This is a genomic window from Arcicella sp. BE140 (assembly GCF_031456255.1).
Taxonomy (GTDB): Bacteria; Bacteroidota; Bacteroidia; order Cytophagales; family Spirosomataceae; genus Arcicella; species Arcicella aquatica.
The window spans coordinates 13,844-40,352 of record NZ_JAVDUE010000007.1 but is presented as its reverse complement, the minus strand read 5'-3'; the positions used below and the strand labels follow the sequence as shown (position 1 = coordinate 40,352).

Annotated in this window: 14 protein-coding genes; 11 read left to right on the top strand and 3 right to left on the bottom strand. The window is 37.4% G+C overall.

The features are described 5' to 3' along the window. Nucleotides 1-293: 293 nt before the first annotated feature. From J2Y60_RS11750 to J2Y60_RS11705, 10 genes are all read left to right on the top strand, one after another. Nucleotides 294-3,566: a TonB-dependent receptor gene (locus J2Y60_RS11750; protein ID WP_309918520.1), complete on the top strand. Its 3,273-nt coding sequence runs from the start codon at nt 294-296 to the stop codon at nt 3,564-3,566. A gap of 18 nt (nt 3,567-3,584) precedes the next feature. After that, nucleotides 3,585-5,120, top strand: a complete 1,536-nt coding sequence (gene nanU / locus J2Y60_RS11745; RefSeq protein WP_309918517.1) for a SusD family outer membrane lipoprotein NanU — start codon at nt 3,585-3,587, stop codon at nt 5,118-5,120. Nucleotides 5,121-5,190: 70 nt separating this feature from the next. Beyond that, nucleotides 5,191-6,117: a dihydrodipicolinate synthase family protein gene (locus J2Y60_RS11740; protein WP_309918515.1), complete on the top strand. Its 927-nt coding sequence runs from the start codon at nt 5,191-5,193 to the stop codon at nt 6,115-6,117. A gap of 7 nt (nt 6,118-6,124) precedes the next feature. Next, nucleotides 6,125-7,273, top strand: coding sequence for a kelch repeat-containing protein (locus J2Y60_RS11735; RefSeq protein ID WP_309918513.1), 1,149 nt, complete (start codon nt 6,125-6,127; stop codon nt 7,271-7,273). Further along, a complete protein-coding gene (locus J2Y60_RS11730; RefSeq protein ID WP_309918510.1) occupies nt 7,270-8,511 on the top strand; it encodes an MFS transporter in 1,242 nt (413 codons plus the stop codon). Before J2Y60_RS11735 ends, J2Y60_RS11730 begins: the two co-directional genes overlap by 4 nt. Beyond that, nucleotides 8,489-9,715 carry an AGE family epimerase/isomerase gene (locus tag J2Y60_RS11725; RefSeq protein WP_309918507.1) on the top strand — a complete coding sequence of 409 codons (1,227 nt, stop codon included), beginning with the start codon at nt 8,489-8,491 and terminating at the stop codon, nt 9,713-9,715. Before J2Y60_RS11730 ends, J2Y60_RS11725 begins: the two co-directional genes overlap by 23 nt. Continuing rightward, nucleotides 9,712-10,878, top strand: a complete 1,167-nt coding sequence (locus J2Y60_RS11720) for a sialidase family protein (RefSeq protein ID WP_309918505.1) — start codon at nt 9,712-9,714, stop codon at nt 10,876-10,878. The genes J2Y60_RS11725 and J2Y60_RS11720 overlap by 4 nt, the downstream gene beginning before the upstream one ends. A gap of 30 nt (nt 10,879-10,908) precedes the next feature. Further along, entirely contained in the window at nt 10,909-12,465 is a 1,557-nt protein-coding gene (locus J2Y60_RS11715) for a sialate O-acetylesterase (RefSeq protein WP_309918503.1), read from the top strand. Between the two features lie 255 nt (nt 12,466-12,720). Next, nucleotides 12,721-15,519, top strand: coding sequence for a c-type cytochrome (locus tag J2Y60_RS11710; RefSeq protein WP_309918500.1), 2,799 nt, complete (start codon nt 12,721-12,723; stop codon nt 15,517-15,519). 63 nt (nt 15,520-15,582) lie between these two features. Continuing rightward, on the top strand, nt 15,583-16,632 hold the full coding sequence (locus J2Y60_RS11705; RefSeq protein WP_309918497.1) for a TIM barrel protein: 1,050 nt from the start codon (nt 15,583-15,585) through the stop codon (nt 16,630-16,632). Between the two features lie 71 nt (nt 16,633-16,703). On the opposite strand, the gene J2Y60_RS11700 is transcribed toward J2Y60_RS11705, so the two are convergent. From J2Y60_RS11700 to J2Y60_RS11690, 3 genes are all read right to left on the bottom strand, one after another. Continuing rightward, nucleotides 16,704-17,585, bottom strand: a complete 882-nt coding sequence (locus J2Y60_RS11700) for a glycoside hydrolase family 16 protein (RefSeq protein ID WP_309918494.1) — start codon at nt 17,583-17,585, stop codon at nt 16,704-16,706. A 3-nt stretch (nt 17,586-17,588) separates the two neighbouring features. Continuing rightward, nucleotides 17,589-18,587, bottom strand: a complete 999-nt coding sequence (locus J2Y60_RS11695; RefSeq protein WP_309918492.1) for a glycoside hydrolase family 43 protein — start codon at nt 18,585-18,587, stop codon at nt 17,589-17,591. A 223-nt stretch (nt 18,588-18,810) separates the two neighbouring features. Further along, the gene (locus J2Y60_RS11690) at nt 18,811-22,989 is read right to left on the bottom strand and encodes a two-component regulator propeller domain-containing protein (RefSeq protein WP_309918489.1); all 4,179 of its coding nucleotides are present in this window, start codon (nt 22,987-22,989) and stop codon (nt 18,811-18,813) included. 443 nt (nt 22,990-23,432) lie between these two features. Between J2Y60_RS11690 and J2Y60_RS11685 the strand changes: the two genes are divergently transcribed. Beyond that, nucleotides 23,433-26,468 (top strand): SusC/RagA family TonB-linked outer membrane protein, encoded by a 3,036-nt coding sequence (locus J2Y60_RS11685; RefSeq protein WP_309918486.1) that lies wholly within the window; start codon nt 23,433-23,435, stop codon nt 26,466-26,468. Nucleotides 26,469-26,509 lie beyond the last annotated feature (41 nt).

Sequence of the window (26,509 nt, the reverse complement as noted above, 5' to 3'; positions counted from 1 at the left end):
CTTAAATAGTCAATCAAGCACTTTTATAGATAATAACTTTAGATACTGCAAAAATACACTCAAATAATGCTTAATTGTTATAAAATTGTAATTATATACTCATTTTTGAGTATTAAGTATTACATATTAATTAATTTTATGGGAAACGATGAGTATTTATTAGGCTATACAAATCAGTAATTGTTACTATTTTGTGATTAAATGTAAAATTTTTTGATTTTTATTTGCAATATATCAGATATAACTTCTACATTTGTTATGTCATACATAATACATTAAAACTATCTTCCATTATGAAAAATATTTATCTGAAAATTTGCTTATTAACAGCTTGTTTTCTCTTTGCATTAACCACATGGGGACAAACAAGGAAGATTATCGGAAAAGTTACCGCTAATGATACTGGCGAAGAACTTCCTGGAGTTTCAATCATTATAAAAGGAAAAACAGTAGGAACCATTACCAACGAAAAAGGAGACTTTACACTAGCTGTTGATGAAGGAGATATCCTTATAGTAAGTTATGTCGGTTATCTTAAAGAGGAAATTAGTATTAGCAAATCTTCTACGGTCTCTATAAAACTTAAAAACGATATTACAGCCCTCGGGGAAGTAGTTGTGATAGGATACGGAACGCAATCAAGAAGAAACATCACTAGCTCGATTGGTAAAATTAACAAAGACATCTTGGCTAATAGTCCCAGAGCCAACGTAGGAACAGCCTTACAAGGCTCGTTAGCAGGGTTGCAGGTAGTCAATCGTTCAGGTACCCCTGGAGCAGCGCCTTCAATTTTATTACGTGGTGGAGCATCCATCAATACCCCAGGTTCTCCATTGGTAGTTGTTGATGGTGTTATTAGAGCCTTGAATGATATTGCTCCCGACGATATTGAGTCTATTGAATTGTTAAAAGATGCAGCCTCAACTGCCATTTATGGGGCAAGAGCCAACAATGGCGTGATTCTTATCACAACCAAACAAGGAAAAGCAGGAACTGCTAGGGTAAGCTATAAATTTACAACGGGTTTTAATAAAAATAGAGAAGGTTACAAATACATGAATGCTAGAGACTATATTTATTATAACAGGCTCGGCAATTTGAATTCTGGAAGAACCCTTGCTCAGGTTAATTCATCTCGTGGATATGGCTTATTGACAGATGCTGCCAATCTTGCCTTATTTGATATTAGAGTGAACAATGCTGCTAACGCTGGTTTATTATCGCAAGAATGGCAAGCGATGGATGACCCTTATGGCGGCTCAATTTTATACAAAGACCATAGTGGAGAAATAGAAAATCTTGTTTTTAGAAATACTACCACACAAGACCATTACCTAAGTGTTGAGGGCGGTAACGATAAAGGAAAATACTTTGCTAGTTTTGACCATTACAATGAAGATGGTGTTATTGTAGGCTCTGATTATAAACGCTATACAGGTAACATCAATGGTTCGTACAGAGTGAAACCCAATTTGGAAATAACCACAGGGGCAACTTTCTCAACGTCTTCACAGAATGGTACGTTAGCCTCTGAATCAAACGTACTTTACAGGAGTTTAGCCATTTGGCCAACGATGAATCCTTGGTTGGATTCTCTTAAAACGATGCCTAACCCTGGTAACAGCATTAGCGATGGAAATCCGTTGTATTGGTTACAGAAAACAAAAAGAAATAGCGAAGTCAATCGAATTACCGTAAATGCTTCCGCTAAATATGATATTACTAAAGATTTATATGTAAAGGTGAGTGGTAATGCCTATTTATTCGAATCGCTTAATCAATCTTTTAATTTAGCGACGCAGACGTATACTAACTTGTACACTAATCCTCCGTCGTTTAGCAATGCTACCCGTGCATCCACCGCTTTATTTTCAAGGTCGGTACAACAGCAGTATAATGCTATTATCAATTATCAAAAGGAACTTGGCGATTTTCACCATATCAATGCAATGCTAGGGGCAGAATTATTCGGTCAGAAAAGTTTTGAAATGCAAGTAAGTGGCCAGAATGCACCAACTGATGATATTGAGACGGCTAATGCTTCTACGACTTTTGCCGCAGGAAGTAATTATTCTTTCAGAGATGAATACAAAATTTTATCTCAATTTGGTCGCTTAAATTACGATTTTGATGAACGTTATTTGCTTAGTTTAGTAATAAGACGAGACGGCGTTTCGAGCTTAGCAGACGAAAACCGTTATGGTATTTTCCCCGGTATGTCGGCAGGCTGGAACCTTCACAAGGAAAAATTCTTTCAAGAAAGCTTTTTAAACAATTATGTCAGTGCATTAAAACCAAGGTTTAGTTATGGCTTCAATGGAAATGTAGCGGGTATTGGCAATTATGAAGTACAAGGCGTATATGGTTCTCAGGGTAATTATAATGGTAGTCTTGGGTTTTTGAGTACCAATATTATTAATTCTGGATTAAGATGGGAAAAAAGCAAAACACTCGATGTAGGACTAGATATTTCTTTGCTAAAAAATAGATTGAACATTTTATTCGATTATTATGATAGAAGAACTAGCGACCTATTGACCAATTTAACCTTGCCTAGTTATGTAGGATACAGTTCGGTAAGAACCAATTTAGGTACTTTTCAGAACAAAGGTATAGAGGTAACCGTTAATGCAACGATTCTTAAAAGTCCCAATGGATTGACTTGGAATCTAGGTGGAAACGTTTCATTTACCAGTAATAAAATCCTTCAATTACCATACAATGGCAACGAGAATAACCGTCAGGGAGGTTTACAAATCTATGACCCAACACAAGGTAAAGTCGTGTGGGTAGGTGGCTTGCAAGAAGGACAACCTTTGGGGGCTATTTATGGCTTCAAACAGGTTTCTATTTTCAAAAATGAGGAAGAAATCGCTAAAATTGCCGCTAATAGAGTGGATAATATTGCAGGAATTGGTGGTCCTTCTACTTCGATGGCGAATAAAATTACGCCAGGTGACGTAAATTGGCTAGATGTAGATAAAAACGACATTATTGATTCAAGAGACCAAGTTTATTTAGGAAACATTACGCCTAATATTACGGGTGGGTTTACCTCTAGTATCTCGTTTAAAGAATTTTCACTATTCACTAGATTCGACTTTGCATTAGGACATACCATTTATAACGACTTGGTGGCGCGTACTTTAGGAAATTACCAAGGAACATTCAATTACATTGAATTACAAAAAGAAGCATGGTCGCCAACGAATACTGATACCAATATTCCAAAGGTATATTATGCTGACCAAGTAGGGGCACCTGCTGGTAAGAAGAACTATACAAGGGCTAATAATGGCGGACAGGTACTCAACGGGAATAATTCACAATTCTATGAAAAAGGTGATTATTTAGCTTGCAGAGAAATTACCATTTCTTATGATTTATCAAAATACAGACTTTTGACTAAGTGGTTCTCTCAAGCACGCGTTTACGCCAACTTCAACAACCTATTTTATATCACCAAATTTAGCGGACCATCTCCTGAGCCTCCAACGGGTGGTATTTATTCAGGAACATATCCAACGCCCAAATCTGTAGTTTTAGGTGTTCAGGTTTCATTTTAATTATTAAAAAATACTTTCATGAAAAATATCATTAAAGCAATATATACATGTTTAGGTATCTGTTTGATGCTTACTTCGTGCAATACTAACCTCGACTTAACCCCAGTTAGTAGTATAAGTGACGCCAACTATTGGAAAACTGCCGACCAGTTTGACGCTTTTGTTTCGGGGATTAATGTGCGTTTCAGAAGTCATAATGCCAATTTTCAGGCTTTAGGAGAATTACGTTCTGACATATTTGGTACAGAAGCCAATAGCCCAAGTACTTTTACTGGCGAAGCCACCCAAGGATTAGAAAGAATGTGGCTACAGACATTGGATTTAGATAATACGGGCGTAAGTAATTTTGGAGGTTTTTACAGCAATATTGTTCAAATAAACTTATTGATTTATAAGCTGAATACTACCAATATTGTTACGAGTGCAACCAAGGGGTATTATTTAGGAATTGCTCATGGACTAAGGGCTTATTATTACTTTCACCTTTTGAGATCATGGGGCAATGTAGTGATTCAGACAGACCCTATTTTATCGATTGATATTTCTAATCTTGCCAAAGCGGCCTCGTCTGAAGCTGAGGTAATGAGTTTGATTAAAGCCGACCTCGAAAAATCTGAGAGCAGTTTTGGGAGCAACTATACCTTCAGAAATAGTAAATCGTATTGGTCAAAAGCGGCTACTTTGATGCTCAAGGCTGAAGTATCTCTTTGGAATAGCTACCGTGGTGGTGGTGTGGCAGATGCTACCACAGCTTTAAATGCCTTGAATGATATCAAAACGAATATTCCAAGCTTGGCCTTATTACCTAGTTATAGTTCAGTTTTTGCTTCGGCCAATAAAGGAAACAACGAAATTATTTTTGCCATACGCTACGTACTCAATGAAGCTAGTATGACTTTTATTGCAGGTAGTTTTGTACCACAATCAGGACTTATTGCAAACTTCTATGACCTAAATGGTTCACGACAATTTAATGTCACTACCGACAATTGGGGTGGCTTATTGCGTGCTCCAGTTCGCATAGCAACTTATCAAAAATTTGATGATGCCGATACACGAAAACTAGCATCTATCCAACCCGCCTTTAGTAAAAAAGGGACAGGCTTTGAGCTTGTAGGATGTTTTACCAATAAATTTCAAGGCGAACAAAATGCAGGGGCTAGAGCTTTTACGAACGATTACCCAATCTATCGTTATGCCGACTTATTGTTAATGATGGCTGAAGCAAAAGTGATTTTAGGACAAAGCCCTGCCACAGAGATAAATCTCGTGAGAGCTCGTGCTTTTGGGACACAGTACAACGATAAAAAATATGGTTTTCCTAACCAAGCAAAAGATGCTAGCCCTATTAATGCCATTTTGGATGAACGACTATTTGAATTTGTTTTTGAAGGCAAACGCTGGTATGATTTACGCAGAGTAGGCAACAATTATGTGTTTGCTAACACCACTGTGCTATCTAGCGAAGCCTATAAATTATTATGGCCAATTGATAGAAACTCGTTGACTAACAATAGGTCATTAGTACAAACGCCTGGTTATCCAGCATTTTAAAAACTTTTATAGGGCAAGTAATATCACTTGTCCTATACTACTGATTCTCATTAAATTAAATAGTAAAAATATGAAAAACTCGCATCTTACAGGGCTAATTGCTGCACCATTTACACCAATGTATATCGATGGAACACTTAATGTTTCTGTTATTCCTCAGTATTATCAAATGCTAAAATCTAATGGTATTACAGGAGCATTTATTTGCGGTTCTACAGGCGAAGGAGTATCCATGACGCATCAAGAAAAAAGAAAAGTTGCCGAAGCATGGGCAAACTGCACAAGAGATGATGCACACTTTAAAGTAATGATGTTTTTGGGTGGCACTAGTATTACCGATTGCAAAGAATTGGCAATCCATGCCAAAGAGATTGGGCTATACGCTATTTCTTTTACAGCCCCTTTTTACTTTAAACCTGCCTCCGTAGAAGTGCTTGCCAATGCTTGTTTGGAGGTAGCTTCTGTAGTACCAGATATGCCATTGTATTATTATCATATTCCTGTATTAACAGGTGTAAATTTTGCGATGCATGATTTATTAAAAACTATTGATGGACGAATTCCCAATTTCGCAGGCATCAAGTACACTCATGAAGATTTCATGGATTATCAATCTTGTTTGACATATGCTGACCAGAAATATGATATGTTATGGGGACGTGATGAAAATATGTTATCGGCTTGGGCATTGGGAGCTAAAGGAGCTGTGGGGAGTACTTTCAATTATGCCGCACCACTGTATCATCAATTAATACAAGCTTTTGAAGATAACGAACTAGACTTATCTCGCAAATATCAAATGACTTCTATTGAAATGATTCGTTTGTTGGGTAAATATGGTGGCATTTCTACGGGTAAGGCATATATGAAAATGATTGGGATAGACTGTGGTGAATTTAGAGCTCCCGTGAGGAATATGAGTAAGGAACAATTTGAAGATTTTAGAAAGGATGTAAATTCATTGAATTTCTCCTTATTTTGCTCTAAATCTATCTAAAACATTCATGAAACAGCTATTAATGTCATTATCTTTTTTAACCTTAAATAGTATTGCCCAAAGCCAGTCAATCAAAAGCATTGATTGGTCTGTGGTTAGTCAGCTTCCCGTGGCCGAAGGTCATAGTAAACAAATGGGATTGGCTGGGCCAGTAGCTGGACATCATCATAATGTATTAATCGTTGCAGGAGGTTCAAATTTTGAAGATGGGCTTCCTTGGGAAGGTGGAAAGAAAAAATATTTTGATGATATATATGTCTTGAAAAAGGATGGTCACGGTAAATACCTTTGGCATAATCATACTTTTAAGCTTCCTCAAAATATAGCCTATGCCGTTTCAGTAAGCACTCCCAATGGCATTCTTTGTATTGGAGGTGAGAATGAAAAAGGATTGAGCAATAACGTTTTTTATATCCAATGGAATGATTCTCAGCAGAATATACAATTTGTCACACTACCAAGTTTGCCAATACCGCTAACCAATGCTACAGGAACAATCGTCAGCAATCGTTTTGTTTATGTAGCAGGTGGCGAAATAGCCAATGGTGTTGCTAAGCAATTGGTCATGTTGGATATAGACAATATTGAAGCAGGGTGGAGAATAATATCACAACTCCCACACGAGGTATCACATGCTGTTTTGTTGAATAATAAAGATCAACTTTTTTTAGTGGGAGGGCGAAAACGAAATGATAATGGCATTAGTAATCTTTATGATACTGTTTTTGCTTTTAACCTTCTCAGCAATACTTGGACAACCAAAAGCAGTCTGCCTTATGCTTTATCAGCTGGTACTGGGCAAGCATTATCTCCTAACTTTTTACTCATGTTTGGGGGAGATAAAGGCACTACTTTTCATCAAGTAGAAACTCTTCTTAGCCAAATACAAGCAGAAAAAAATGAGCAGAAAAAAGAGGAACTTATTCAACAAAAAAACCAGCTACAACGCCAACATCCTGGTTTTAGTAAAAATGTGCTTCTCTATAATATTTCAGCTAACAAATGGACAACGCTTAATCCAATTGATGAAACAACAGCCGTCACAACGACCGCCATCGTATGGGACGGCAAGATATTCATTCCTTGCGGTGAGATAAAAGCAGGTATTCGCACAGCCAATATCCTGATTGGAAAACTTAACATGACAAACCCATGAATGCATCAAAAACATACAAATGGTTGGTAGTAGCCTTGCTTTGGGGTGTAGCCTTGCTCAATTATCTTGACAGACAAATGCTTTCAACGATGAAAGCGAGTATGCAGGTATCTATTCCAGAACTACAAACTGCTACAAATTTTGGCTATTTAATGGCTGTATTTTTATGGATATATGGTTTGATGAGTCCGCTGGCAGGTATTATTGCAGACAGAATCAATAGAAAATGGATAATTGTAGGAAGTCTTTTTGTATGGTCGGCGGTTACTTTTCTGATGGGTTATACCACCTCGTTTAATCAACTATTTTGGTTACGTGCCTTGATGGGCGTCAGCGAAGCATTGTATATTCCTGCGGGACTTTCTTTGATTGCCGATTACCATTCTTCTCAAACAAGGTCTTTAGCAATAGGCATACACATGACGGGGCTTTATACAGGGCAAGCCTTGGGTGGTTTTGGAGCAACTGTCGCTACTTATTTTTCATGGCAACAAACTTTTCATTCATTCGGGATGATAGGAATTGTTTATGCTGTAGTGCTTTTACTATTCTTGAAAGAAAAGAAAGTAGTTGTTGGGCTACCTCAAAACGATACTCTTACTACCTCCAAAACGTCCTTAATAAAAGATTTAGGAGTATTATTTTCTAATGCTTCCTTTTGGATGCTCCTTTTTTATTTTACCATTCCAAGCTTGTCGGGTTGGGGTATTAAAAACTGGTTGCCAACATTATTTGCTCAAAATCTTCATATCGAAATGTCAAAAGCTGGACCATTATCGACAATTACATTAGCGGCATCTTCTTTATTAGGCGTAATAATGGGGGGCATCTTATCGGACAAATGGGTTCAACATAACATTAAGGGGCGAATATATATTAGTACCATTGGCTTAGTACTCACAGTTCCTTCATTGTTATTACTTGGCTTTGGGCATAGTCTTGTACATTTAATAGGTGCAGCCCTTTGTTTTGGCTTAGGGTATGGCATGTTCGATGCCAACAATATGCCCATCCTGTGCCAATTCGTATCTGCCAAACATCGAGGTACCGCCTATGGACTGATGAATATGTCGGGCGTTTTTGCAGGAGCATTTATCACCAATTTATTAGGCAAATCTACTGATAAAGGCAATTTAGGGTATGATTTAGCCATTTTAGCAGGCTTTGTATTTATTGCTGTTGCCCTTTTTATTGCCTTTATCAAACCCAAACACAATGACTTTAACAACACCATTTAATTTGACAACGATGCTCTATTCAACCCAAAAGCTTATTGAATTAAGAGATTTTTATAAAAACCAATTGCTCAATAATACCATGCCCTTTTGGTTTCCCCGCAGTATGGATACGGAATATGGAGGTTATTTATTAATGAGAGACCAGCAAGGCAATTTAATTGATGATGACAAAGCAGTCTGGATTCAAGGTCGAGCAGCATGGATGTTATCAACGTTAAACAATACTTTTGAGCATAACCCTTTATGGATAGCAGGTGCTAAAAGTGGCATCGATTTCTTGAATAAATATTGCTTTGATACTGATGGGCAAATGTTTTTTCATGTAACCAGAGATGGGCAACCTATTCGCAAAAGAAGGTATTTTTTTTCAGAGACATTCGCCACTATTGCCAATGCGGCTTATGCTAAAGCTACGGGCGACCAACAAGCGGCTGAACAAGCGAGATTTCTTTTTGGCAAATGTATCGAATACGCCACCAATCCATCGTTGTTGCCTGCCAAATTCACAGCCGTTCGTCCTTCCAAAGGAATTGGTGTGCCGATGATTATGATTAACACGGCTCAACAATTAAGAGAGACTATTGGTGATGACCGTTGTGATGAATGGATTAGCAAATGGATTTCGGAAATAGAAACAGACTTCGTAAAAGACGACATCCGTTGTGTAATGGAGAGTGTTGCACCTGATGGAAGTATCATCGACCATATTGATGGTCGGACGCTCAATCCAGGGCATGCCATGGAAGGTGCTTGGTTTATTTTGCACGAAGCCAAATATCGTAATAACGACCCCCATCTGATTCCATTAGGTTGCAAAATGTTAGACTATATGTGGGAAAGAGGATGGGATAAAGAACATGGAGGTATTCTTTATTATAGGGATGTTTATGACAAACCTGTGCAGGAATATTGGCAAGACATGAAGTTCTGGTGGCCACATAACGAAGTAATCATCGCCACGCTATTAGCCTATTTGATGACAGGCAATGAAAAATATGCTCAATGGCACCAAATGGTACATGAATATGCCTATTCACATTTTCACGATGCTGAACATGGAGAATGGTTTGGATATTTGCACAGAGATGGCAGTGTGGCACAAACTGCTAAAGGCAATCTTTTTAAAGGGCCTTTTCATTTGCCTAGACAAGAATGGTATTGTTATAAAATTTTAGCTGATTATTTAAAAAAAGAACAATCATGAAACAAAATATTTTATTATTCCTGTGCCTTATTTTACTAGGTCAATCTTATACCCATGCACAACAAATACCCGTATTCGTTTCGGGGAATGAAGGGCATAAATCATATCGCATTCCCGCTATTATCAAGCTTCCTAAAGGTGATATATTAGCCTTTGCCGAAGGTCGACTACAAGGTAGTGGTGATTTTGGTGATATTAATATTGTGATGAAACGGAGTGCAGATAATGGTAAAACTTGGAGCACTCTATCTACCATTGTCGACTACGATACACTTCAAGCAGGCAATCCAGCACCTGTTTTTGATGATTCAGACCCCGCTTTTCCTAAAGGTAGAATCTTTCTTTTTTATAATACTGGAAACAATCATGAAGGTGAAGTAAGAAAAGGAAAGGGATTGAGAGAAGTATGGTACAAAACATCAACAGATGGTGGAGCTACTTGGAGCGAAGGAGTAAATATTACCTTGCAAGTACACAAACCGAACCAACCTACTGCTAATCCTGCTTATAATTTTAAGGAAGATTGGCGTTCTTACGCTAATACGCCAGGGCACGCTACCCAATTTAGTGCAGGAAAATACAAGGGCAGGATTTATGTAGCCGCCAATCACTCCCAAGGCAATCCACAGAAGCAATTTGCGGATTATTTTGCGCATGGATTTTATACAGATGACCACGGGAAATCGTTTCGATTAAGTGAGACGATTGAAATAGCAGGTGGAAATGAAGCTACTGCTACGGCCATTTCAGGAGATAGGCTGATGTTGAATGCCCGTAATCAAAAAGGAGATATCAGACAAAGAATTGTAGCCATAAGCAACGATGGTGGTCAAAGTTGGGATAAAACATTTTATGATGCAAACCTCCCCGACCCCGTTTGTGAAGGAAGTATTTTGACGGTTGGAAAGAAAAAGGGGAAACATATTTTGGCTTTCTGTAATGCTGCTGATACGCAGCAGCGTAACAACTTAACTTTAAAAATTAGCTTTGATGATGGACAAACATGGGCTATTTCAACATTAATAGACAAAAGTGATGAGAAAGACAATCATGATTATACAGCCTATTCTGATATTGTTCAGACAAAGCATGACGAAATAGGTGTGTTATATGAAAGAAATGGATATACCCAAATAGTTTTTACTACGGTAAAATGGAAATAAATCAACTGGATTAACTTGTTCATTTTTTACATGAAAAAACGTTTTATCATCCTCTCTTTTGTCGCTTATTGTTTGTGTCATGCTTCAATAGCACAATTACAATTGCCTATTATTTTTACGGATAATATGGTTTTACAACAAAACATGGAGCTACCAGTTTGGGGGAATTCTTGCAAAAACTGTAAGGTAGAAGTTAGTTTTAATAACATTACAAAAAGCACTTATTCGGATAATAATGGACAATGGAAACTGCGACTGCCGTCTGTAAAAGCGGGTGGTCCGTATACCTTAAAGGTTAGCGATAAACATACTACTATCCTATTAAAGAATATATTAGTTGGTGAGGTTTGGCTTTGCTCGGGACAATCAAACATGGAATGGCGGCTCGAACAATCTAGCAATGCCAAGCAAGAAATACCCAATGCTAATTTTAATCAAATTAGGTTGTTTAGCATGGTGGCACAAAACAAAGTTCGCCCTTTAGCAAATGTAGTATTTAGTGATAGCCTGCTTGATGCATTACAGAAAGGCTCTTTTTATGAACCAACTACTTGGCAAGTTTGCTCGCCATCAACTGCGGCCAAATTTTCAGCGGTGGGGTATTACTTTGGCAAAGCGCTTCATCAAAAACTGAATGTTCCCATTGGATTAATTTGTAATGCCGTTGGCGGTACTACCACTCAGGCATTTATCGATTCCGTCAGTTTGGCATCACACCCACAGTTACAACAATTTGTTGGCTCAAAAAATGGTTTGAAATGGTTTGAAACAGCCAAGGAAATTCATCCGTGGGTATTGGAGCGAAGCAAAGAAAATCTGCAAAAAACGTTGAATGATAGCAACCCAAGTCGAACTTTCTTACATCCTTTTGCTCCTTCTTTTTTGTATAAAAAGGGCATTCAGCCTTTAATACCTTTTGCCATCAAAGGTGTGATTTGGTATCAGGGTGAATCTAATGCGACTCATCCTTCCATTCATGATGTGTTATTTGAAACATTGGTTAAAAACTGGCGTAGAGCTTGGCAACAAGCAGATTTGCCTATTTACACTGTTCAATTACCTGCTATTGCTAATCGTAGTCAGTGGCCAGCATTTAGAGAAAGCCAAATGAGATTGAGTGAACGGATAAAAAATTCAGGCATCGCAATTATGATTGATACTGGTGATTCTTTGGATGTTCACCCAACTCAAAAACAAGTTGTTGGTGAACGCTTATCATTATTAGCTTTGGCGAAAACGTATCATCAACGTATAATGCATACAGGACCAACCCTAACACGCTTTGAACAAAAAGGTAATATTGTTCACCTTTATTTTAACAATACCAATAACCTAAAAACGAGCGATGGACAATCACCAAAAGGATTTGTTTTGCAGGGTTATAACCTTGGAGGAACACAGGAAATTATTATTGATATAGACGATAAAGTAACTATACTTCCTACAGAGATAGTCATAACATTACCAACGTATATACAGGTTATTCAAATAAAATATGCTTGGAAACCTAATCCATCCTGCAATATTGTGAATGAGGTAAATTTACCCCTCGCTCCTTTCAAAATAGAATTGGATGGTAATTTTTAGATAAAATATTTTTGATTGAATCTCAGACAGTAGTAACAATTTTGTTGCTACTGTTTTGTTTTATAACTGCCTATTACTTCGATAAACAACAAGCCTTTATTTAAAAAACAATCACTCTTTCCTCAATACTATCTATCGTTCAAATAGGGTAAGTTGTCTGGTCTTATAAGGTAGTTGTCGTTTTTGTTTACATAATTACCCTCAAAGTCATTACATTTGAGAAATGTTTATTTAATCCAATTTTTACTATAAAAAATGAAAAAACATTTCCAACAATCTCCTTATAAATCAAAGACTAAGGTTGGTTTAGTGCTGGGTTTGCTAGCATTAGCCTTGTGTTCTTTTATTATTGCTAAACCTCAACAGGCAAGATACTTAGCACACCTTTATCCCCTTTTTCCAGTAGATAGTCTCCCCAAAGTAAAAATTCCTGATGGTGTTGACCCAAACGATGAAAACTGGAAGGGTATTGATTTAGAACCAAAGCAACCTGTACAGCCTCTTTCACCCACAGATGAAGCCGCGCGTTTTCTTTTGCCCCCTGGCTACCATATTCAACCTATTCTTACAGAACCTGCTATTCAACAACCAGGGGCAATTGCCTTTGATGGCAATGGTAGGATGTATGTATTAGAATTACGGTCGTATATGTTGGATGCTGACTCTAAAAATGAATTAGAACCTACTAGCAGGATTTCGAGGTGGGAAGATAAAAACAACGATGGCATCTATGAAACAGGCACTACTTTTATCGACCATCTAATTTTTCCTCGTTTTGTATTGCCGTATGGTAAAGATTGTATTCTGACGATGGAATCTGATGCAGACAACGTCTATAAATACACAGATACTAACGGCGATGGTAAGGCGGATAAAAAAGAACTTTTCACGACTAAATACGGGCGTTCTGGCAATGTAGAACATCAACAAGCTTTTATGTATTATGGTATGGATAATTGGTTGTATAGTACTGTAAATGCTTTCCGTGTAAGAGAAACGCCCAATGGTGTAATTAGAGAAAAAACTGGTTTTAACAGAGCTCAATGGGGTGTTACGCAAGATGACGATGGGAAATTGTGGTTTCAAGGCGGAGCAAGTGGCTTGCCTTCGTATTTCCAATTTCCTATTCATTATGGTAACTTTGAAGTACCTAATGAGTTTGCAAAAGGCTTTGATGTCCCTTGGGGTGCTGCCGTAAAAGTAGCCGATATGCAAGGAGGAATGGACGAAATCAGACAACCAGATGGCTCGTTGAACAGGGTAACAGGTTCGGCTGGTAATGATATTTTCCGTGGCGACCGCCTTCCAGAAAATATCAAAGGGCAATATTTTTATGGTGAGCCTGTGGCAAGAATAGTAAGACAAATCAATCCAGTAGTTACTGAGGGACTCACTACGCTACACAATGTGTATCAAGAGCAAAAATCTGAATTCATTCGTTCTACAGACCCCCTCTTCAGACCTGTTGACATGGCAACCGCTCCCGACGGTACGATGTACATTGTAGATATGTATCATGGCATTATTCAAGAAGGGCAGTGGACTCAAAGAGGGTCTTATTTACGAACAAAAATTGAACAATATCAATTAGATAAAGTAATAGGCTTGGGTAGAATTTGGCGCATTACGTATGATGGGAAGGAGCGAGATAAGAACCAACCTAAAATGTTGAACGAAGCATCAGCGTTATTAGTAAAACATTTGGAACACCCCAACGGCTGGCGACGTGATGCTGCTCAACAATTATTAGTATTAAAAAAAGACCTTTCTGTAGTGCCTGCTTTAAATACAATGACACTCACTAGTAAAAATGTACTAGCAAGAATTCATGCTTTATGGACATTAGAAGGATTGGGAGCTTTAAAAACAAGTGTAGTTCAAAAACTCTTGAAAGACCCCTCACCTCGGATTCGGATTCAAGCATTGCGTGCTAGCGAAACCCTTTATAAAGCTGGAGATAAAAGTCTGGAAGCAAGTTATGTTGCTAGCTTAAGTGACTCAAATACTGATGTAGTAATACAAGCAATGATGACCGCTAAAGTATTGAAATTGCCCGATTTAGACAATGCTATAAAATTGGCGATGGAAAATAATAAAGCCGAAGGGGTAAAATTAGTAGGAAAGCAGATTATGTCACCTCCCAAATCTACTAATATGGGACCTTTTGGTGCATCAAGCCTCAGTAAAGAACATCAAGAAGTTGTAGCTAGAGGGGCAGTGATTTACAATGAATTATGTTCGCAATGTCATGGTAATAATGGAATGGGTACACCTGCAGGAGCAGGTAAATTAATGGCTCCCGCCTTAGCAGGTTCCCTTCGTATTCAGTCTCATCCAGAATATGCCATCAGGGTAATTTTGCATGGAATGGAAGGTTCAATTGATGGCAAAACGTATACTGCTGGCGTGATGGCAAGTATGAAAGACCAATCTGATGAATGGGTAGCAGATGTAGTTTCGTACATCAGAAATGGGTTATCAAATGATGCCTCCGTGGTTAGTCCACAGCAAGTAGCTTTGATACGAGCAAAAACGGCAGGACAAAAAACAATGTATCAATTTGATAAACTACTTAAACAAATTCCTAAAGAAATTTTGCCTCAGGATGGATTAAAAATAACCGCAAGCCATACCTCATCTACACGCATTGGCGGAAATATTTCGCCATTAAGTGCCTTTACTTATGAAGGGTGGTCAACAGGAATTACACAGGAAAAAGGAATGTGGTATCAAATTGAGTTTCCTGTGACTACTAATGTGACAGAAGTAAGATTTAACGCTCCACCAAATATCAAAAAAGGTTGGCAATATAAGCCTAATACCATACCTCCTTATATTCAAATTTATCCAAGAGAATATACCCTTGAAACATCTACTGATGGGACAAATTGGCAAGAAAACATAGCAACCATTAAAGGTAATGAAGGCGAAAATATCATTTCGTTGAATACTAATAAGACTAAATTTTTACGTCTGAAACTAAACACGAGCATCGCGAAAGATGGAGATGAGATTCCATGGTCGATGAGGCAATTGAAAGTATATGGACAATAAGTAATACAGTTTTGTATATAATTATCAATAAAAATATTTAATGGTATTTAACTACTTCATAACATGAAAAAAGAAAACAATTTATCAGTATCTCGTCGTCAATTCTTAGGAACAACTGCAATGATTGGAGCAGGAGCAATATTAGGGAGCAACAAAATTTGGGGAGCACCTGCTATCATTAAGCATTTGAACAAACCTAATTCATTCATTAATGGCGTACAGATTGGTGTAATTACATATTCATTCAGAGATATGCCTGACCAAAGTGCGGAAGCGACATTGCAATATGTATTAGATTCGGGTGTAAGTGCCATTGAATTAATGGGCGACCCAGCAGAAACATTTGCAGGGAAACCTAAAAATCCAGTTGATTTTCGTTCGGCCTTTCCATTAATGAGAAAAAGGAGCGAGAAAAAAGAGCTAACGGAAGATGAGCAAAAGAAACTAGCTGAAATAGATGCACAAACAAAAGCATATAATGCAGAAGTAAGTCAATGGCGACTTACGGCATCTATGGATAAATTTGAGAAAGTCCGTAAGATGTATAATGATGCAGGAGTAAAAATTTATGCTTTTAAACCTAATGCATTTGGCATGCAAAACTCAGATGCTGATATTGAATATGGCATGAAAGCAGCCAAGGCACTTGGAGCGAATCAAGTGACGCTTGAACATCCAAGTAATGATGCGCATACACTTAAACTAGGAACCATTGCCCAAAAATATGGTATCAAGGTAGGCTATCATGGTCATGAACAACAAACACCAACTTTTTGGGATACTGCTCTAGCACAGTCGCCAGCCAATGCATTAAATATAGATTTAGGGCATTTTGTGGCAGCAGGTAATCAGAATCCTTTAGATTTTATCAAACTCAAACATGATAAAATTGTTAGTATGCACATCAAAGATCGCCAAACTCCTGCACATGGTAAAGGAAATGTAGTATGGGGACAGGGCGATACTCCTATTGCTGAAGTATTAACACTGATGAAAAATCAGAAATATGCCTTTCCTGCTACCGTAGAATTGGAATATCAAATACCTGAAGGTTCTTCTTCTGTCGCTGAAGTAAAAAAATGTATTGAATATTGTAGAAAATCTTTGAGCTAATTCTTCTATTTTATAAAACAAGAAAGCTACTCCTTCATGAATATTTTCTGATGAAGAAGTAGCTTTCTTTGTTACTTTTCTTTTTGATATACTCTCACATAATCCACTTCAAAGCGACTTGGGAAAGTACTTTTGTATGGGTCTCCCCCATTGTCTCCCCCAATTGCTAAATCTAACAACATATAATGTGGCTGTTGAAAAGGGTTAAAGCCTGTGCCATCTTTATTGACTAAATCTTTAACCAATACTTTATTCAATAATTGGTCGTCAAGATATAAAGCGATAAAGTCTTTTTCCCAATCCATACGCCATACATGGAATTGTGATGCCCAATTGGCACCCCCTAGCGAGTCGACAGGGAAGGTATTACTATGCCATTCGGTTCGTTTGTTGGCGGACAAACAAGCGATATTGGCAAGTAATTTCCCTCGATAAAATTCCATAATGTCTATTTCCCCGTTGGCTGGCCAGTCTTTCTCAACTCCCAAAGTCCACCAAGCAGGCCATATTCCCTGACTAATATCAATACGAGCACGCATTTCAAAACGTCCATATTGCCAAGATTTCTTGCCAGCGGTAATCATACAACTTGAAGAAAAATCAATCATTGCGCGGTTTTTTCTCCAATCTTTACTGCCTTCTATATAATTAGGATTAGGTCTTTGCTCACGTCTTGCTTCTATAACCAAATATCCATTTTCACAGGTTGCATTTTGTGGTTGATACCATTGCAATTCGTGATTCCGAACGAACCCTTTTTCATACGACCAGTTGACTGAATTGGGTTCACCATTTTTATCAAATTCATCTGACCAAGCTAGTTTATAACCATCTTTTGCCCATTTTTTTTGAATAGATATATCTTGGGCTACAGTATCAAAAACAAATAATAATGCTATTATTAATGCAAACAAATGCTTCATCATATTAGAGATTTGAGGTAGAAAATTCATTGATTATTGTTGGTTAAAACTGTCCAGTTTCCAAGTATCTTGCCATGTAATCAATGGTTTTCCTTCTTTAAACTGTATCGGTAACCAAAGGTATCTACTGTCTTTTAAGTCTTTGGGATTCCATTTGTCAGCCATAAAAATAAAAGAGTCTTTTTTCCCTACAATAGGTAGAATATACGTTGACTGCCCATTAAATGTTTTTTCTGCCAATGGTCCATTCATCGGGTCTTCTATTAATTTCCAAGGACCAAATAACGATTTTGAAATGTGCAAGCTTGCTTTATTAGGTGCCCAACCTGTGCAACCACTCGTAATTAAATAATAGGTCCCATCTTTTTTAAAGACTGCTGGTGCTTCACGGTGACTACTGAACAAAAGCGTATCTTCGGTAGTAGCCGAAAGATAATCATCTGTTAACTTAGTGATACGTAAGTCATAATTTTCTCGGGCAGAATAAATATGGTAAGCTGTGGCATCGTCATCCACATACAATGTCATGTCTCTTGACATGTGTCCATTCGGACGAAAGCTTTTTAAATACACAAAAGGACCTGTAGGTTTATCACTTATTGCTACGCCTGCTCTGGCAGCGCTGTAGCCCTTTTTAGGCAATTCTAGGTGAAACCACATTACATACTTTTTGGTTTTGGCATTGTATATTACCTTTGGGCGTTCTATCAAACCACCAACAGCAATTTCACTGGCAGGGTCATCAGATTTCGCCAAGGCTACTCCTTCATTTTTCCAGTTATACAAGTCCTTAGATGAATATACGCCTACTCCTTCAGATGCCGTCGTCCCTCTTTTTTCTCCATACCAATAGTATGTTTTGTTGACGTACAAAAGCCCGCCACCATGTGCATTTATTACTTCCCCATTGTTATCATTCCAGATACTCCCTGGTTTAAATTCGTTTTGCTTGGTACTAACACTTGTTTTTTGTGTCTGACAGCCTACTAATATAGCCCCTGCCAACAACAATACATTTGCAGAAATTCTCATTGTTTATAATTGGATAAATTGTTCCCTTTTAAATAACTAGCATTGTACAAAACTATGAAGAGATTGAAGTATTATAAGGGGGGATTTTCGTCAAAAAGGAGGGAGAATCTTTAGGAATAGCGTTATATAGGTGTATTCTAGCTTAGTTCATTTTTTGAAACGAAAAATTTAACCATTCAACTCGGTATTTTTTCACTTTACAAATGAACTAAGCTATATTATACTAACTATTACTGCGGTGTTGTTTGGCATATTCGGAAGGAGGCATATTATAAATACCTTGGAACATCTTACGGAAATATTTAATATCTTCTATTCCTACCATCATAGCCACTTCTGAAACACGCAAATTACCTGAGCTAAGTAGTTGGGCTGCACGTTTCAGGCGAATATCACGGATAAATTCTACTACCGATTGACCCGTAATGGCTTTAATTTGTCGATAAAAGGCAGATTGGCTCATTCCCATCTCTCTTACTAATATCTGTACATTAAAATCTGAATCACTCAGATTATTCTCGATAATTGCCATTGCTTTCTCTAAAAGCTGTTTGGTTTCATCTGGAATGTCTACTTGCGTAGGTTCTAGCAACAATTGTCGTTGATAATATTCCCTCAATTGCAACCTGCTTTGAAGCATTGTTACAATTTTAGCTGTAAAAATCAACGGATTAAATGGCTTGGCCATGTATTCATCTGCGCCAGTCTCTAATCCTTCTAATTCATGTACTGCAGCCACCCTTGCAGTTAGGAGCATTACAGGGATATGACTAGTTTTAGGATGTTGTTTGATTTTTCGACATAGTTCTAACCCATCACTCCTTGGCATCATTACATCACTAATTACTAAATCAGGTAATAGTTGTAGGGTTTTTTCCCACCCATCTAAACCATCTACTGCCGTAAAAACCTCATAATTTATTTCGCAAAGCTGTTGCAAATACAAACGCAGTTCTTCATTGTCTTCTACAATCAATATTCGAGTGGTATTTGGGATTTTTATCGAAACTTTTTCTGCTTCTGGACGCTCGATGTCAACAAGATTAGTATTTACTGTAACCTTTTGAGGCTCTAACACTTCATTTTGAATTTCATGTATTGCTAAATGTGCTTTCCCAAAAGGTAGTTTTAACTGAAAGGTTGTGCCCTCTCCTACTTGGCTTTGCACAGATACTTCTCCTGAATGTGCTTCCACAAATTGTTTCACTAGGGATAAACCTATCCCAGTTCCCATGATTTTCATGGTTTCTGTATGCGATGCCTGAAAATAAGGGTCAAATATTTTATCAACTTCATCAGTCTTCATCCCTATACCCCAATCCTGAACTTTAATTTCTAAATAATTATCCTTCAGCTTTTTCTGTTCAAACACCGCCCCCTCATCTGGTGAGCCTATTACAGATACTTGTATTCTTATTTTACCACCTTCGGGCGTGTATTTAAAGGAATTCGACAATAAATTGGTCAAGATGATTTCTAGCTTACTCCAATCAAAATGCATATTGATTGGCTCTTGGGGCATGCTGATGGCATAATCAAAATAGCATTCATCTGCTTTTAATTTAAAAATCAAGAATATTTCTTGAATAAAATGTAAGATATTTCCTTGGGTTGCACGCAGAGAAACGTGTCCCGATTCTACTTTCCTGAATTCTAATAATTGATTTACCAGTTCTAATAGTTTCCGTGTTTGTTGGTGCATTAGTACGACCTTATCCTTCATTTTAGATTCTACGGATACCAATTCTTCCATAGGCCCTAAAATTAGGGTAAGAGGAGTACGTAGCTCGTGGGATACATTCGTAAAAAAGCTTAGCTTTAAGTCTGTGATTTCTTTCTCTTTTTCAGCCTTGAATTTTTCTAAAGCTATGGCATTTTTCAAGGCTTGCCTTGCTAAGCTAGCCCTACGATAGACGATAAAAGCTGATACTATCAAAAGGCTATATAACGTATAAGCCCACCACGTTTTGTACCAAGGTGGCAATACCATTACTTTTAAAATAGCCGGTTTTTTAGACCATTGTCCTTCACCATTATAGGCTTTTATTTCCAATACATAGTCTCCAGCTGAAAGGTTAGAAAAACTTGCTGTTCGCTGATTGGCAGTCGTATAAACCCAGTTTTTATTATAACCTTTTAATCTATATGCATAAATATTTTTTTGTGGGTTATTATAATTCAGTCCAACGAATCCAATCGAGAAATCATTTTCTCTATCTTTTACTGTAATACTTTGAGTTTGTTCCAAAGGCTTCTCAAGCACTACTCTCCCGTTTATCTCTTCTCCTACTTGTACAGGCTTATTATATATCCGAAAGTTAGTTAACCGTACTACTGAAGGATTGGCGTTAGGTCGAATTTCCTTTGGATTGAAATAAGTAAGCCCTCTAATACCCCCAAAGTACAATAAGCCTTCGGCATCTCTGGTAGCAGCACCTACTTTAAAGGAATTACTTTGTAAGCCATCACCTACATCATAATGTAACCATTGCCCTTTTTGTATATTATAACGCAATAATCCATCGCCACCTATCCATAAGTTTCCCTCAGCATCATCCTGTAAGCTTTCTATATTCGGATAGGGTATGTTTATTCTTTGTACAATGTCTTCTCCTGCCGCATTTGTCGAAATTTTGTTTAATCCTGCCCCAATCGTGCCTACCCACACATTCCCTAATTTATCTTTCAGCGTGGGCCATGCGTAATTTCCACTTAGGCTATTTTTATTATTCCGGTCGTAACTAAAGTGTTTTAATAAACTAACACCCTCTTGCTTCACTTGTATTTTCCACAATCCTATGTCTCGTGTACTTGCCCATAGAACATCCTTCGTTTTATCATACATCAGAAAAGTGAATGCGTTGGTTTTTAAGGGATTTTTATCTCCCCAATAATGCTCTAATAACTTCCCTTCTTTATTTAAACGTATAAGTCCTAGTTCAAAAGTAGCCAGCCAAATAGTGCCGAAACGGTCTTCGATGATGCTTTCTATACTGGTATTATAAAGGGTTAAATCTTTATCTATTTGTATAAATCGTTCAGACTTATCTCCATTGAGTTTTATTAAACCCAAATACCTTGTTCCAGCCCATAAAGTACCGTCGTTGTTTTGATAAAAAGCAGAAACATCTACACCTGTTGCATCAGCAGGCAGGTCTCTGCTCAAAAAGTTCTGGTAAGTCCTTGTGTTAAAATCATACCTCGAAAACCCGTTGCGAGTACCTATCCAAAGCCAGTTTTTGAAAACATCCTTATGAATACAGTTGATATAATTATTAGGCAACGTAGGATGTTGCGAGAACTGACGCTGTAAGTTATAAAATGGTTTTCTACGCAAATTGACCCTGTTGAGTCCCCCGGCCGAGGCTGCCAACCAAATATTTTGATTATTGTCTTCAAAAACTTGGTGAACTCTCCCTGAATTGATACTGTATTGGTCCCCATCTAAAGGTAAAAACGTGGTAGACTTATCGATGTCAATTGGTATAGTATTAGCAAGTATAGGCGTTTTTGCTGGCCAGAAATGTAAACCATAATTAGTGCCAACCCAAAGCTGATTGAAAGAGTCAAGATAAATGCATTCAATCTGTGACAGGTTTCCCATCATAGTTTCACTACTTTTAGCGGTTAGCCTTTTGGCTTTGCTAATCCATAAAAGTTGGTCGTAAGTAGCCACCCATAAATTCCCATGAAAATCAATATGTATTGTTCTGATATAGTTCCCTTCTAGTGCCGCTCGTCGAATCGTTGATCCTTTGGGCGAAACATACCAAAGACCTTCTGCACGAGTAGCAATCCAAACGAAACCTTCTTTATCACAAATAATGCTTGCTACTTTATAGGCTACTTTTTGATTGATAACAATGTGCTGAACACTTTCAAGCTGGTCATCATCATTTACTTTGAGGACAAATATTCCATTTCTACTAGTCCCTACCCAAATACGCCCTAATGAATCAGACCCAATTGAAACAACATTGGTTACTCTAAGTTGTTTTATTAAATCTTGATTAATAGCAGGATTGGCTTTTTGTGTTACATTAATTACTTTGTCGTGTTTTACATCTAACAAATTTACGCCTGCACTTTCGGCACCAATCCATAAACGACCTTTTGCATCTACATGTAAAGTATGGATACGATTGCTAGGTAATCCATTATCGGGATTCACTGGCATATCGTATTTCTTGAGTTCATAACCATCATAACGGCTGATACCATTATTGGTGCCAATCCATATAAATCCTGATTTATCTTGAACTACAAACATAGCATCACTATGAGGTAATCCGTCATTTACAGTAAGGTGTTCAAATCGAAATTTAGCAGTATTGGATTGTGCCAAGCTGACGCTTGGTATGATGGTAATTACTAGAAAAATATATTTTAAATGCCACTTCATAAAAAAGTATTTAATTCAACAATATTAAAAAAGGTATGGCATGATTAAGTACAATGTTCAGATACCTTCTTAATACAATTACAACAAAGTTTGTCATACAAAAGGGAATAACAAAAGGTTTTCATCAAATCAGCTCGAAATTATTTATTCGCATGCCAATTGACAATTGCAGACTATTTAATTGGCTTATCTGTGCATTAGGGTATGTATTTAAAAACTACCCTGTTTTATTTCTCGAAATTAAAGAAATAGCCCATCAACAATCTTTAGGTGTGATTTTCACCCCCTTTTTATACGAAAAAAGCACCCTATCAGCTTAATTCTATTAATTAGTTTTGCATTATTCAAATTTAATTTTTGATAAAATGTAGTTAAAACTTCATTACCTTTTTTTTCTATGTGCATTATTAAAAACGATTGCCAAAATTCAAAAAAACAAAACTATGATAAAATTTTTACGTAAGCGCTGTCTTTATTGGTATCCTTTCTGTAGGATTGCTCTAACGGCAACATTCGTGTTTAACGCTTTGTTTATGATTGCCCAGTCGACTGAAAACAAAACGACTAATGTTGGATTATTTTCACCCGTAGTAATTGATGAAAACGAAGAGCCTCTAGCAAACATTAGTATCAGCAACAAAACCAATGGTTTAAAAGCAAGTACTGATGCAACGGGTTTGGCAACCATCAGTGCTAAGAAAGGTGATAAGCTAGAAATTTTTGCATCGGGTATTAAAATTCAGGATTACATCGTTGGTGACAAACTTTCACCTTTGATTATCCTAAGTACTAAGAACCCAGCAGTACTTCGTTCAAAACCTCTCCGTAGGTTGTTTAATACTAGCGTACAAAATGATTTAACGGCTACTTCTTCTCAAGCTGTCTTCAACAGTGACTTGCAGAAATCAGCAGTAACCTCAGTATTGAGTGCTTTGCCTGGCAGACTTGCAGGTCTTTACACTAATCAGTTTACTGGTCAACCCGGAAGTGATGGAACAAGTATTTCACTAAGAAACCAAGGCCCTTTGGTAATTATTGATGGTATTCCTCGCCAACTTACAGTTTTTGATATTGAGGAAATCGAATCAATTACTGTATTAAAAGATGCCTTATCAACCGCCATGATGGGTGTACGTGGTTCTGATGGAGCCTTGGTAATTACCACTCGCAAGGGTAATCCTAACAACGCCAGAATGTCGTTTACTGCACAAACAGCTATTCAACAACCTCTCCGTTTTCCAAAGGCACTAAATTCGTACAACTATGCTACCTTGTATAACGAGGCGTTGAAAAATGATGGGCTAGCGCCAGTTTATTCGGAACAAACATTACAAGGTTATTTATCAGGTTCTGATAAGTATCTGTACCCTGATGTAAATTGGAGAGATCAAGTATTAAACTCATCTTCAAGACAAGACCGCTATACTTTTAGCGCAACTGGTGGAAATAGCTTCTCGAAATATTTTGTTTCATTCGACCACATCAACCAAACGGGTTTATTGAAAGAAAGCGACATCAATGCCTACAATACCAACAATAATTTTAAATCATACACTATTCGTTCAAATGTAGATTTACAATTAAACCCTAAGTTATCAGGTGGTATTTATTTGCTTGGAAGAATTTTGAATGGTAATGATGCGGGTGTTGGAACGAATTCTATTCTTTCGGGAATCATGAATACTCCTAACAACGCATATCCTGTATACAATCCAGACAATTCTTATGGGGGTAATCAGCAATTTCAAAACAACCTTTGGGCACAAACTGTTGGTTCGGGCTATCAGCAAAATTTCAAAAGAGATATGCTAGCAGACTTTTATCTAAAAAGAACGTTAGATGAAGTAACACAAGGACTATGGGTTAGGGCTACTGGTTCCTATTATGCTACGCTTTCTGAAAACATTTATCGTGGTAAAAACTTTGCTGTTTTCCAAAGAAATATATCTCCATCGGGTCAAACAAGCTATCAGCAATTTGGTGCAAACAGTGATCAAGCTAATGGTAATGGTATAGATTATCAAGGACGTTCGGATTATTTGGAGTTGACTTTTGGTTATGACCGTACTTTTAATAAACATGGCTTCACAGGCCTCCTTTTGGCAAATCGCCAGAATTCAGTAACAGGTTCTGATTTACCTTTAACTTTTACTGGAACATCAGGACGATTCAGCTATAACTACTCGAAAAAGTACATTGTTGAAATGGCTTTCGGATTGAACGGTTCGAACCGTTATCCTGAGGGGGGTACTACAAAATATGGTTTCTTCCCATCAGTTGGTTTGGCATGGAATGCTACCGAAGAAGATTTCTTAAAATCACAAGATTGGCTTTCATACTTAAAAGTATTTGGTTCGTATGGTAAAACGGGTAATGATAACCCTGGTTACTTTTCGTACATCCAAACTTACTTTGATAGTAATAGCGCAGTATTTGGTACTGGGGCTGGCTCAAACACCTCTATTACTGAACAACCATTAGCTAACCCAAACATTACTTGGGAAAAAGCTAATAAATTGAACGTAGGTATTCAAGGAGCCGTATTAAATCATCAATTGGGCTTTACTGTTGAATACTATCGTATGAAATATTATGATTTGTTGATGCAACGTGGACATAATACTGCTATTCTGGGAAATACTTATCCGACTGAAAATATCGGACAAAATCAATACTCAGGGGTAGATGTTCAACTTACTTGGCAAAAAAGCATCAAAAATGTAAGTGTTTATGCAAGTATAAATGCTGGTATTCAATCATCAAAAGTATTATACATTGATGAAGTAAATCAGCCATTCTCATGGATGCGACGCACTGGTCAGCGTGTCGGACAAGCATTTGGATACGTAGCAGACGGTTTATTCCAAAGCACTGCCGAAGCTACTAGCGCACCGAGTATGATTGGTTATACACCACAAGCGGGTGACATTAAGTACAAAGACTTGAATGGTGATGGTCTTATTAATCAATTAGACCAAGCTCCTATTGGTAACCAAAGCCCTCTGATTCCTTTTGGTGTAAACCTTGGATTCCACTGGAAAGCCTTTGATTTTTCAGCATTGTTTCAAGGTGTAGTAAATAGAAATATCTACTTACAAGGTAATACAACATGGAGCTCTACATGGCCATTTCAAAATGGAGGTTTTGGACAAGCTTTCGAAAAACACTTAGATCGTTGGACGCCAACTAACCCTGATGCTTCGTTCCCACGTGTATGGGTTGGTACTAATATTTACAATCAAGCTACTTCATCATACTGGATGCGTTCAGGAGACTACGTACGGTTGAAAAATATTGAATTGGGCTATACTTTACCTGCAAAACTATTAAGTAAAATCAAAGTAGGCTCGATACGTGTGTTTGCAAATGCTATTAATTTGTTGACTTTCAACAACGACAAAACGATTGACCCTGAGAGTTACCAAAGTAATTACCCTGTTCAACGACTTATCAATTTTGGGGTAAATTTAAAGCTGTAGGCTGTGAAGTATATGATATCATTGAATAAATGAAGTCTTAT

Bases quoted from the DNA above. Each gene is read 5' to 3' on its own strand.
- J2Y60_RS11750 (WP_309918520.1), top strand. From the start codon at position 294: ATGAAAAATATTTATCTGAAAATTTGCTTATTAACAGCTTGTTTTCTC.
- nanU (WP_309918517.1), top strand. From the start codon at position 3,585: ATGAAAAATATCATTAAAGCAATATATACATGTTTAGGTATCTGTTTG.
- J2Y60_RS11740 (WP_309918515.1), top strand. From the start codon at position 5,191: ATGAAAAACTCGCATCTTACAGGGCTAATTGCTGCACCATTTACACCA.
- J2Y60_RS11735 (WP_309918513.1), top strand. From the start codon at position 6,125: ATGAAACAGCTATTAATGTCATTATCTTTTTTAACCTTAAATAGTATT.
- J2Y60_RS11730 (WP_309918510.1), top strand. From the start codon at position 7,270: ATGAATGCATCAAAAACATACAAATGGTTGGTAGTAGCCTTGCTTTGG.
- J2Y60_RS11725 (WP_309918507.1), top strand. From the start codon at position 8,489: ATGACTTTAACAACACCATTTAATTTGACAACGATGCTCTATTCAACC.
- J2Y60_RS11720 (WP_309918505.1), top strand. From the start codon at position 9,712: ATGAAACAAAATATTTTATTATTCCTGTGCCTTATTTTACTAGGTCAA.
- J2Y60_RS11715 (WP_309918503.1), top strand. From the start codon at position 10,909: ATGAAAAAACGTTTTATCATCCTCTCTTTTGTCGCTTATTGTTTGTGT.
- J2Y60_RS11710 (WP_309918500.1), top strand. From the start codon at position 12,721: ATGAAAAAACATTTCCAACAATCTCCTTATAAATCAAAGACTAAGGTT.
- J2Y60_RS11705 (WP_309918497.1), top strand. From the start codon at position 15,583: ATGAAAAAAGAAAACAATTTATCAGTATCTCGTCGTCAATTCTTAGGA.
- J2Y60_RS11700 (WP_309918494.1), bottom strand. From the start codon at position 17,585: ATGAATTTTCTACCTCAAATCTCTAATATGATGAAGCATTTGTTTGCA.
- J2Y60_RS11695 (WP_309918492.1), bottom strand. From the start codon at position 18,587: ATGAGAATTTCTGCAAATGTATTGTTGTTGGCAGGGGCTATATTAGTA.
- J2Y60_RS11690 (WP_309918489.1), bottom strand. From the start codon at position 22,989: ATGAAGTGGCATTTAAAATATATTTTTCTAGTAATTACCATCATACCA.
- J2Y60_RS11685 (WP_309918486.1), top strand. From the start codon at position 23,433: ATGATAAAATTTTTACGTAAGCGCTGTCTTTATTGGTATCCTTTCTGT.